This window comes from Acidithiobacillus sp. (assembly GCF_023255755.1).
Classification (GTDB): domain Bacteria; phylum Pseudomonadota; class Gammaproteobacteria; order Acidithiobacillales; family Acidithiobacillaceae; genus Acidithiobacillus.
Map to the genome: position 1 here is coordinate 1 of NZ_JAGDVS010000026.1, position 10,202 is coordinate 10,202.

Consider the following 10,202-nt stretch of genomic DNA (forward strand, 5'->3'; position numbering starts at 1 on the left):
CTGAACTTGCCCTTGAGCGTGCCGATTTCGGAGGTGGCGCGGTTGCGGGCGCGGGCGATGCCTTCTGCCTCCACGGCATCCGTGGCCATGCGCAACCCGGCGGTATCGATAAGCTCCACCGGCAGGCCGTCGAGGACGATTTCTTCGCGGAGCAGGTCGCGGGTGGTGCCGGGGATGGCGGTGACGATGGCCGACTCGCGTCGGGCGAGGGCGTTCATCAGACTGGATTTGCCGACGTTGGGTCGTCCGGCGAGCACCACGCGACCGCCACGGGCGAGTCGGGCGCCTTGTTGTGCTTGCTTGAGCAGACGGGCGATCTGGCCTTCCAGCCGCATCAGGCTATCGGCGATAGCCTGTTCATGGGCATCGCCGAGGTCTTCTTCACTGAAATCCAGTCCGGCCTCGGCGAGAGCGAGAAGTTGCAGGAGCTGGCCATGGATGCCATCGACCGCCTGCGAGAAGGCACCTTCCAGGCTCGCCATCGCGGCGCGTGCCTGGGCGTCGCTGCGGGCGTGGATGAGGTCGGCCACCGCTTCGGCCTGGGCAAGATCAAGACGACCGTTGAGAAAGGCCCGTTCACTGAACTCGCCGGCACGCGCCGCCCGTGCGCCCAGAGCGATGGCCTCGGCGAGCAGGCTGGCGAGGGCCAGCGGGCTGCCATGGCCCTGCAATTCCACGACGGTTTCGCCGGTGTAGCTGTGAGGGGCGGGAAAATAGAGGGCGATGCCATGATCGATCACGCTGCTGTCGCGGGCGTGAAAGCGGCGAAAATGGGCAAGGCGGGGCATCAGTGGTTTTGCTTTCGATCCGCCGCAGAGCGCCGTCGCGATGGGCAAGGCCTGTGGTCCAGAGAGGCGCAAAATGCCGACGCCGCCTTCTCCCGGCGGCGTAGCAATCGCCACAATGGTGTCTCCCTGCTGATAGTCCATGTCTTTAACTCAAGACGGACGGTCCACCCTACTCCTTGGCCGCCATGATATGGCGGGTGATCAGGTACTGCTGGCCGATGGAGACCACGTTGTTGGTCAGCCAGTACAGTACCAGACCTGCCGGGAAGAAGGAGAAGAATACCGCGAAGATCACCGGCAGGGCGGACATGATGCGCTTCTGTATAGGGTCCACCGGTGCTGGATTGAGGCGCTGCTGGAAGAACATGGACACGCCCATGAGCAGAGGCAGGATGTAGTAGGGATCAGGTATGGCCAGATCATGAATCCAGAGGATGAAGGGTGCCTGCCGCAGCGAGACGCTCTCCACCAGCACCCAGTACAGGGCGATGAAGAAGGGCATCTGCAGCACGATGGGTAGACAACCCGCCATGGGATTGACCTTCTCGCTGCGATACAGCGCCATCATGGCCGCGCCCAGCTTCTGGCGATCATCACCGACCTCCTTTTTCAGCTTCTCCAGCTTGGGCTGCAACTTGCGCATATTGGCCATGGAGCGGTAACTGATGGCTGAGGGATAGAAGAAGATGGACTTGACCACTATGACCAGCAGGATAATCGCCAGCCCCCAGTTGCCGACCAGTCCATGGAACCAGGTCAGTACCACATGCATGGGCTCGGCGATGATGGCGAACCAGCCGTAGTCCACGGTCTGCTCCAGGCCGCGACCCATGGCGGCCAGGGTTTGCTGCTGCTTCGGCCCGAGGAAGAGCTGCTGGGTGATGGTGGTACTCTGGCCCGGCGCCAGGGTCGGCAGCGGGGTACTCACGCCGGCGACATAATTGGTACCCGATGGGCGCGCATAAACTTGGGTTTGCGCCTGTTCGGAGGGCAATATAGCCGTGAGGAAGTAGTGATCCATCATCCCCGCCCAGCCGGGGCCGGACTTCAACTCCGGATGATCGTGGATATCGCCGAAACTCACTTCGCTGAAGTTGCCCTGGTGCATGAGCACCGCGCCGGTGAAAATCGACATGAACATGTGCGTTTCGGTGCGATCATTACGCAGGATCTGGTCAAAATAACTGCCATTCCACGGCGTGGACCCGCTATTGGTGATGGTGATGTGTTCTTCCACCACATAGCTGTCGGGCTGGAATATCCATGTTTTTTCGACGCTCAGGGGGCCGGCCTTGCCGGTGAGGGTGATGGGCTGGCCGGCGGCCCGCTGGACGGCAGGAACGGCAAACTGGGCGACCAGGGTCTGCCCGTCGCTGCTGACGAAACCGCTCTGCTGTACGGTAAGCTTAGCCGCTGTCCTGTCGAGGATGGGATAGGGTGCGGGGTTATCCACCGCCTGCGGATAATGGCGCAGGCCAAGGTGTTGAATATCGCCACCGTTCAGGCCGATCTGGCCAGTGAACACCGGCGTCTGGAAAGGCACCGTGGGTCCTGTCGCCGACTGGAGACTGGTGCTGACCGGCGCGACCATCGGTGCGGTCACTGCTGCTGGTGAGGTAGCCCCAGCGGGTGTTGGCGTGCTGGGGGTCGTGACACTTTGGCGGACGGCAGTCGGCGTAACCGGTTGCGGCGTATTCTGCTCCTGCCAGGCCTGAAACAGCAGGAAGACGACTACGGCAAGTGCAACGGCGAGGATGGTCTTCTGATTATCCATGGGGCCCCAGGGCGTTTAAGGAACGGGATCAACACCACCGGGGTGCCAGGGATGGCAGCGGCTGATGCGTTTTATGCCTAGCCAGGAACCTTTGGCGATGCCGTAGCGTTCGATGGCCTGACAGGTATATTCGGAGCAGGTCGGGTAAAAACGGCAGTGATGTCCCAGCATGGGGCTGATGACATACTGATAGCCGCGCACGACAACGACGGCCACGCCCCGTGCGCTCATGCCTTCCCCAGCCATTGCTGGAAATAGACGCTCATGGCCCGCATACTGAGTTGCCGGGCACCAGCCCGTGCCACCACCAGGACGTCACGCCCTTGTGCGCGCACCGGCTGCTGCCGGAAAGCCTCGCGCAGGCGCCGCTTGACGCGGTTGCGGACTATGGCATTACCCACCTTGCGGCTCACCGCCAACCCCAGACGGGGGTGCGGCAATTCGTTATGCAAGGTGTAGATCACCAATTCTGGGAAGACCTTCTTGCGCCCCTGCTTGAGGGTGCGCTGGATAGCCGCCTTCTGGCGGAGGCGATCCTCGCGGGTAAAACGATGAGGATGCGCCAGCGCCGGGTTCATCGGCTTACGGGCAGAGGCGCTGACGGCCCTTGGCACGACGGCGTTTGAGCACGAGGCGGCCGGATTTAGTGGCCATGCGGGCACGGAAACCGTGGGTCCGTTTACGGTGAACGACGCTGGGCTGAAAAGTACGCTTCATGAGACACTTCCTGCGGATAATTCTTAAGGGCTGAGAAGATAAGGAGATGCTGCGTGAAAGTCAAGGCACCTTAGCGCACGATGGGCTTGTAACGCAGGCGGTGGGGCCGGGCACCCTCTTCACCCAGGCGACGCTTTTTGTCGGCCTCATACTCATGGTAATTGCCCGCAAAGAATTCCACATGGGCATCGCCTTCAAAAGCGATGATGTGGGTGGCGATGCGGTCGAGGAACCAGCGGTCATGGGAGATGACCATAACGCTGCCGGCGAACTCCAGCAGGGCATCTTCCAGCGCGCGCAGGGTTTCCACATCGAGGTCGTTGGAAGGTTCATCGAGGAGAAGGACGTTGCCGCCGGCGATGAGGGTCTTGGCCAGATGCAGGCGGCCGCGCTCACCGCCCGACAATTGTCCCACCAGCTTTTGTTGGTCGACACCCTTGAAGTTGAAGCGGCCACAATAGGCGCGGGATTGGATTTCAAACTTGCCGACGGTGAGGATGTCCAACCCACCGGAGATTTCTTCCCAGACGTTGTTTTTGGCGGCGAGCGCATCGCGGGACTGATCCACATAGGCCAGCTTGACGGTGGAGCCGAGAACGACTTCGCCGCTATCCGGAGTTTCCTGGCCCACAATCATGCGGAAAAATGTCGACTTACCGGCACCATTGGGGCCGATAACACCGACGATGGCGCCCGGCGGCACTTTAAAGCTGAGATGTTCAAAAAGCAGTTTGTCGCCAAAGCCCTTGGTCACATCACGGAATTCAATCACCTCATTGCCGAGGCGTTCCGCCACCGGGATGAAAATCTCCTGGGTTTCATTGCGGGTCTGGTATTCGTAGGAACTCAGTTCTTCAAAGCGGGCCATGCGCGCCTTACTTTTGCTCTGGCGGCCTTTGGCGTTTTGTCGCACCCATTCCAGCTCGTGCTGCATCGCTTTGAGGCGCGACACCTCGGTTCTGGCCTCCTGCTCCAGGCGTTTTTCTTTCTGCTCCAGCCAGGCGGAGTAGTTGCCCTTGTAAGGGAAGCCATGACCACGATCCAGCTCCAGAATCCACTCGGCGGCGTTGTCGAGAAAGTAACGATCATGGGTGACGGCGACCACGGTGCCGGAGAAGCGTTGTAAGTATTGCTCCAGCCAGTCCACCGATTCGGCGTCCAGATGGTTGGTGGGTTCGTCGAGGAGGAGCATATCGGGGCGGCTGATGAGCAGACGGCAGAGGGCAATACGGCGCTTTTCACCACCGGATAGCGGGCCAACCAAGGCATCCCAGGGGGCGAGACGCAGGGCGTCAGCGGCGACTTCCATCTGTTGCGCGGCCTGATGGCCATCACCGGCGGCGACAATGGCCTCCAGGCGCGCCTGCTCGGTCGCGAGGGCGTCAAAGTCCGCATCGGGCTCGGCGTAGGCGGCATAGACCGCCTCCAGCTCCTGTTGTGCGCCGAGGATGTCACCGAGACCCTCCTCTACTACCTGGCGCACCGTCTTATTCGGATCGACCTGCGGTTCCTGCGACAAATAACCAATTTTGAGACCGGGCATGGGCAGCGCTTCGCCTTCAAACTCCTTGTCGACACCCGCCATGATCTTTATCAGGGTGGACTTGCCGGCACCATTCATGCCGAGCACGCCGATTTTGGCGCCGGGGAAGAAGGACAGGGAGATGTCCTTGAGCAGTGCGCGCTTGGGCGGCACGATCTTGCTGAGGTGATTCATCGTAAAAACGTATTGCGCCATTTTCCTATGTAACCCCTTGTATAGTATAATAAAATACAAAAACAGTCCCGCATGTCACACCTCGGGGAACCCTTCCGCAACCCCTTGTTTTTGCAACTGGGCATAACAGCCCATAACCATTCAGTGTGACACGGACTGTGACAGCGCGCCGTGTCACACTATGCAGCCCTGCTATCGCGGCGGCCTGGGCACGCAAACTGGAACAGGATATCGAAGCCGGGCTATACCCGCCGCCGGAAACCAGCCCGACCCCGGCTGTTCCTACCCTGCGGGACGTGGTGGACCGGCACCTGCTGGACGTATCCAGCACGCATAAGGGCCAGGCGGTGAAAGTGGATATCCTGCGCCGCATCGTGGATGGGCACAAGCAGGTGGCACCTGTCGCCTATCGTTGACGCTGGCAAGCCCGTCACGGAGATCACAACCAGGACATCCGGGATGCCCGCCTGGCCCAGATTACCATGCGAGGGGCTATGGTCAATCACGGGCACCGTTTGCCGTGAGTTGTCCCTCCTGGGCAGGGTATCTCACCGCTGTCGCGTACGATTCCACAGCCTTATTCCGTCCGGATATTTTGTGGACGAACACCAATACGGGTAGGATGAAAACACAAATTGCGTTAGACTAGCACCATATTGGTTGATCTATACCACTGCTTGGTAAGACTATTTGGAGATAACTGTGCAATCGACTGCGAAGGCAAGCACCAAGATTTCCGATGTTGATGCCTCGACTCGGAGTAGGAGACGGCGCACTGCTGCGCTATCCACGCAAGCCATGTTGCGCGCCGAAGTACAGGCCGACAAGGCTCGCAAGATACGAAAAAGGATTCATCATAGGCCAACATCGAGATCCCAGACTTTAATTACTTACCAAATGGGGAAAATACAAACCAACATTGTTAGCTCGGACTTATCTGGACAGGACGTGCTCAGTGCACTACAGCGGGCCGTCGTCCTCCTTCCGTGGAACTTCAAAATACAAGATGTCGCTTTGCCACTCTCCAATGGTCAGGAAGCAACATCAAGATACACCTGGCGTGACTGCGAAGCAGTTTTGCAGTCTATGGACGCAGAACCAGAGCCCCTGCCTGAGTTGGAAGCTGTGGCGGCCCGGTATCGAGCTCTTGTGCGAAGTGATGTCTAGTGGGGTTTGTTGTAGCGTCTCTAAGCAGGCAGCATCCCCGTAGTACGTTCCGGTGTGGCGAAACGGAGCTTGACCAATGGCTCGACAGGTATGCCCTCCAGCAGCAGAACAAGGGGCTGTCCAGAACCTTTGTCTTATTTAATGAAGATCGTCCAGACATTTTGGCAGGCTTCTATAGTCTCACCGCTGATGCGCTGTCACCGGATACATTCCCGGAGGATTTTGCACGGCGCTACCCAGGCCAATACCCCATTCCTGCGATTCGCTTGGTTCGCCTCGCCAGACATACTGAGTTCAAAGGGCAGGATATTGGTGGATACTTGCTGGTAAGTGCCTTAATCTGTTCGGTTACCGCTTCCAGGCAAATAGGTGTGGCGGTGATTGTGGTGGACGCAAAAAACGCCTCTGCAAAATCTTTCTATGAAAAATACGGATTCAAAGCATTCCCCGATAATACCATGATGCTTTGGTTGGGCATCAATGATGCCCGGCGCATAACCACGCTCACACGTCCGGCATAACCCTCATGATCCACCTGCGCCCCAGAGAGTGGGTTCAGACCGCCAGAGGGCGGAGTTGCCCCAGTGTAGCGCAAATCAGGATTTGATGTGGACTGTGCCGCCGGTCTCAGGGCTGGGCCTGTAGCGCGTACTGCTGCTGCGCCATGGTCACAAAAGTCAGCGCTGCCGGATTCCCGTCCTCCCGCCGCCCGCGCCAGGCGAGACTCACCTCACTGTCCCCCAAGGTATCCGCCAGCGGTCGGAAGACGATTCCCGGACGTTGAATTTCTGCAAAGGCCGAGAACAGGAAACTCAACCCAAGGCCCGCCATGACTGCGCTGAACACGGCATTGGAATCGGCGAGTTCCATCAGGATATGCGGCTTCAGGGCATGAATGTGGCATTGGGCGAGGATGCGATCGTAGGACGCCGGTGCCACTTCGCGGCGCAGGAGAATCAATGACTCATGGTGCAGACGGTGGAAGGCTATGGCGCGCTCTGCGGCAAAGGGATGGTCTTCCGGAAGCACCAGCATCAGGGCTTCCCGTTGCAGCAGATGCTGGTGGATATCCGGCAGGATGCCGATATCGCGGATGAAGCCGATATCGATCTGATCATCGCGCAGGGCCTGCAACTGCGCATCGCTGCTCATCTCCCGCAACTCCAGATGCACCCGCGGAAAGTGCTGACGAAAACTGCGCAGCAGCCCAGGCAGGAGGGCAATGGCGGTGGAGGCAAGAAAGCCGATCCGCAGGGTGCCGGCCTGACCGTTTTGCAGATTGCCGAGCAGGGCCTCCGTGCGCCGCGCCTGCGCCAGCAATTGTCTGGCTTCGGGCAAGAGCACCCGGCCAGCGGCCGTGAGCGAGACTTCCCGCTGGTTACGCAAAAAAAGCGGCAGACCGATCTCGTCTTCCAGAGCGCGGATGCTGCGGCTCAGGGAGGGCTGGGCGAGATGCAGGCGAATCGCCGCCCGATGAAAGTTCAGGGTTTCGGCGAGCACTGCAAAATGGCGCAGATGACGCAGGTCCACTTCGGTATTACTCCTGGATTCGGGACTGCGAGTGTAGCCCAGGGCCGGCGGGGGCGGCCAGTCAGGGAGACGGGCGTGAAGCGGCTGCGGAACGCAGGAACCAGTCCGGTCCCGGCCGCCGTATCCACGGGCCATGCAGTGCGATCCGTACCGTCATGGTCAGACCGGGACGCAGCGGGTACCGGGTCAAATTCCCGGGATCGACGGCGATGCGCACCGGCACCCGCTGGGTGAACTTGATCCAGTTGCCGCTGGCATTCTCCGGCGGCAGCACCGCGAAAACGGCGCCGGAGCCCCCTCCCAGTCCCACCACCCAGCCGTGATAGGTAACGCCGTTACCATAGAGATCAGAATGCAGCGTCACCGCAGCGCCGGGGCGCACTCCCGCCAGACGGGTTTCCTTGATGTTGGCAGTGACCCACATCTGCTGCAATGGCACCACGGTGAACAGGCGTTGACCGGCGCGCACCCACTGTCCGGGCTGCACCGCCTGCTGCGCGACGATGCCGGTGACCGGGGCGCGGATGATGCGTCGTGTCCAGTTCAGGCGGGCGAGGGCCAGGGCCTGCGTCGCCGCACACACGGCGGCCGGCGGCCCCGAGCTGCGCGGTGAGGGCTGCGCTATGCGCCGATTCGGCGCCGATTTCGGCTTGCAGGCGCCGCACCGCGTCAGCAGCCGTGATGGCGGCCATATCCTCGCTCGCACCGGCGCTGGCCGACGCCCGCAGGCGCCAGGCCTTCTGCTGCGCACTGTTCAGGCTGGCCCGCAGGGCCGCTTCCTTGCTGCGACTGGCCTGAATTTCGTGGACCAGCGCCAGCGCATTTTGCCGGGCCTGCGCCAGTTGTGCTTCCGCCTGTTGCAGCTTGCGACCAGCACGTTCGCCGCGGAGCATCACCAGGGGGGAACCGGCCTCCACCCGCATGGTGTCGTAGGCGGGGATCGCGGCGACGGTTCCGGTCGTGCGCGCATCCACCGCGTAAAGGTTGCCCTCGACATAGGCATCGTCTACCTCCAGCCGCTCCTGTCCGATCAGCAACCACCAGAGGCCGTAGACCAGCAGACCGAGCAGGACCACGGCGGCCAGTATCCAGAGATTGCGCCGCCTCTGGTCTGCCCCGGCCTTACTCGCATTGTCAGGGGTGCTGTCTGGACTGGTCATAGCCGCCTCCCAATGCGGTTTCCAACTGGACCCAGGCCTGTAGCGCCGCATAACGGGCACGGCGCTGGGCCATTTGCTGATGAACGAGGGTGATCTGCCGCCGCAGCACCGCCGTGCGGTCGCTGAGGCCAAACGCTTGCGCGGCGGTGGTCAGTTTTTCCTGCTGGCGGGTGGCGCCGGTGCCAGCCGCCTCGGCCTGCCAGGCCTGCCGGCTGAGCTGGTACCCAGACAGCGCCGTCAGCACCTGCTGGACAGATTGCAGGATGCTTTCCTGGTAAACGGCCACCGCCTTGGCTTGCTGCGCCTCGGCGCCGTGGAAGCGGCTGGTCAGGGCGCCGCTGGTAAAAATCGGCAGATGCAGGGCCGGTCCAAAGTTGTAGGCGAAGCTCGCCGGATTCAGGAGCGTAGCAAGGTGGGCGCTGTTCATATCCAGCAGGGCCGAGAAAGAAATGTCCGGATAAAAGGCGACGCGGGCGGCTTTGGTCTGCTGGACACTGGCGAGCGCCAATGCGCGTGCCGCCTGCACGTCGGGACGGTGGGCGAGGAGGTCCAGACTCAGATGCTGCGGCAGAGTGGGTATCCCTGCGGACGCGGGCACCACCGGCCGTAGCGGGAGGGCATCCGGCGCAATCGCCGCAAGCGCTGCCAAGGCGAAGCGTGCGGCAGCCGCCCGTTGCTGCCAGTGCGCCAGGTGGGCAGTATTCTGCCGGAGCTGCAAAGACAGCTCGGCAATGGGCAGGTCGGTCCCGAGGCCGAGATGTCGTTGGATTCGCAACAACGCCTGCTGCTGCTGGTAGAGGTGCTGCAAACGCCGGAGGCTGGCGAGCTGCCGTTCGGCTTCCGCCCAGCGTAGATAGGCATTGACGACGGCAGCGGCGAGCAGGCGGCGAGTATCCGCCAGTCGCGCTTCGGCGGCGCGTTGTTCACCCAGCGCCGCCTTGAGACGGTCCGCATATTTGCCCCAGAAATCGAGCGCCTGCGTAAAACCGAGTCCGACATCACCGCTGTCATAGCGTTTGTTGCCCAGACCGAGCGCCCCCAGCGGGCTGTTGCCGCTGAACTGCAAAGGCGTGACGGCCGCCTGCCCAGAAAGCTGCGGGCCGAGAGCCGCCGCCCGCCAGGTGCTGACCGATGCCGCCCAGCGGACCATATCGATGGCCTCTGCCAGACGCGGATTGGCTGGGCTCAGTGCCCGGATCATGAGTTGATCGAGCCCGGCGCTGGCCAGCCCCGTCCACCAGTCTTGCTGCGGCCACGCGCCGGTGGGCAACGCCTGCGCGCCGTCCAGTCGCTGCACGCTTTTCACCCAGGCCGGGGCTTTGACATCCGCTGGTCCCGGGGCACGGATG

The 10,202-nt window shown here is 61.6% G+C and carries 11 protein-coding genes; 2 read left to right on the top strand and 9 right to left on the bottom strand.

Annotated features, from left to right (window positions below; translation table 11 throughout):
• From mnmE to ettA, 6 genes are all read right to left on the bottom strand, one after another.
• A partial coding sequence (gene mnmE / locus Q0C48_RS01945; RefSeq protein ID WP_291521016.1) for a tRNA uridine-5-carboxymethylaminomethyl(34) synthesis GTPase MnmE occupies nucleotides 1-929 on the bottom strand: 929 nt, incomplete at its 3' end.
• Nucleotides 930-957: 28 nt separating this feature from the next.
• Nucleotides 958-2,562, bottom strand: a complete 1,605-nt coding sequence (gene yidC / locus Q0C48_RS01950) for a membrane protein insertase YidC (RefSeq protein WP_291521018.1) — start codon at nucleotides 2,560-2,562, stop codon at nucleotides 958-960.
• Nucleotides 2,563-2,577: 15 nt separating this feature from the next.
• Nucleotides 2,578-2,793: a membrane protein insertion efficiency factor YidD gene (gene yidD, locus Q0C48_RS01955; RefSeq protein WP_291521020.1), complete on the bottom strand. Its 216-nt coding sequence runs from the start codon at nucleotides 2,791-2,793 to the stop codon at nucleotides 2,578-2,580.
• Complete coding sequence (rnpA, locus tag Q0C48_RS01960; protein WP_291521023.1) at nucleotides 2,790-3,140, bottom strand: ribonuclease P protein component; 351 nt, start codon at nucleotides 3,138-3,140, stop codon at nucleotides 2,790-2,792. Before rnpA ends, yidD begins: the two co-directional genes overlap by 4 nt.
• Before the next feature lie 4 nt (nucleotides 3,141-3,144).
• Nucleotides 3,145-3,279 (bottom strand): 50S ribosomal protein L34, encoded by a 135-nt coding sequence (gene rpmH, locus Q0C48_RS01965; protein ID WP_009560916.1) that lies wholly within the window; start codon nucleotides 3,277-3,279, stop codon nucleotides 3,145-3,147.
• A gap of 70 nt (nucleotides 3,280-3,349) precedes the next feature.
• Entirely contained in the window at nucleotides 3,350-5,017 is a 1,668-nt protein-coding gene (gene ettA / locus Q0C48_RS01970) for an energy-dependent translational throttle protein EttA (protein WP_291521025.1), read from the bottom strand.
• Nucleotides 5,018-5,154: 137 nt separating this feature from the next.
• Here ettA and Q0C48_RS01975 point away from each other — a divergent pair, with 137 nt between their 5' ends.
• Together Q0C48_RS01975 and Q0C48_RS01980 are read left to right on the top strand one after the other, a co-directional pair.
• Nucleotides 5,155-5,412: a hypothetical protein gene (locus tag Q0C48_RS01975; RefSeq protein WP_291521027.1), complete on the top strand. Its 258-nt coding sequence runs from the start codon at nucleotides 5,155-5,157 to the stop codon at nucleotides 5,410-5,412.
• A 750-nt stretch (nucleotides 5,413-6,162) separates the two neighbouring features.
• Nucleotides 6,163-6,684, top strand: a complete 522-nt coding sequence (locus Q0C48_RS01980) for a hypothetical protein (protein WP_291521029.1) — start codon at nucleotides 6,163-6,165, stop codon at nucleotides 6,682-6,684.
• Between the two features lie 106 nt (nucleotides 6,685-6,790).
• On the opposite strand, the gene Q0C48_RS01985 is transcribed toward Q0C48_RS01980, so the two are convergent.
• From Q0C48_RS01985 to Q0C48_RS01995, 3 genes are all read right to left on the bottom strand, one after another.
• Entirely contained in the window at nucleotides 6,791-7,693 is a 903-nt protein-coding gene (locus Q0C48_RS01985) for a LysR family transcriptional regulator (protein ID WP_291521031.1), read from the bottom strand.
• Between the two features lie 61 nt (nucleotides 7,694-7,754).
• Nucleotides 7,755-8,444: an HlyD family efflux transporter periplasmic adaptor subunit gene (locus Q0C48_RS14610; protein ID WP_366936980.1), complete on the bottom strand. Its 690-nt coding sequence runs from the start codon at nucleotides 8,442-8,444 to the stop codon at nucleotides 7,755-7,757.
• A gap of 383 nt (nucleotides 8,445-8,827) precedes the next feature.
• On the bottom strand, nucleotides 8,828-10,202 hold a 1,375-nt coding region (locus tag Q0C48_RS01995), incomplete at its 5' end, for a TolC family protein (protein ID WP_291521035.1).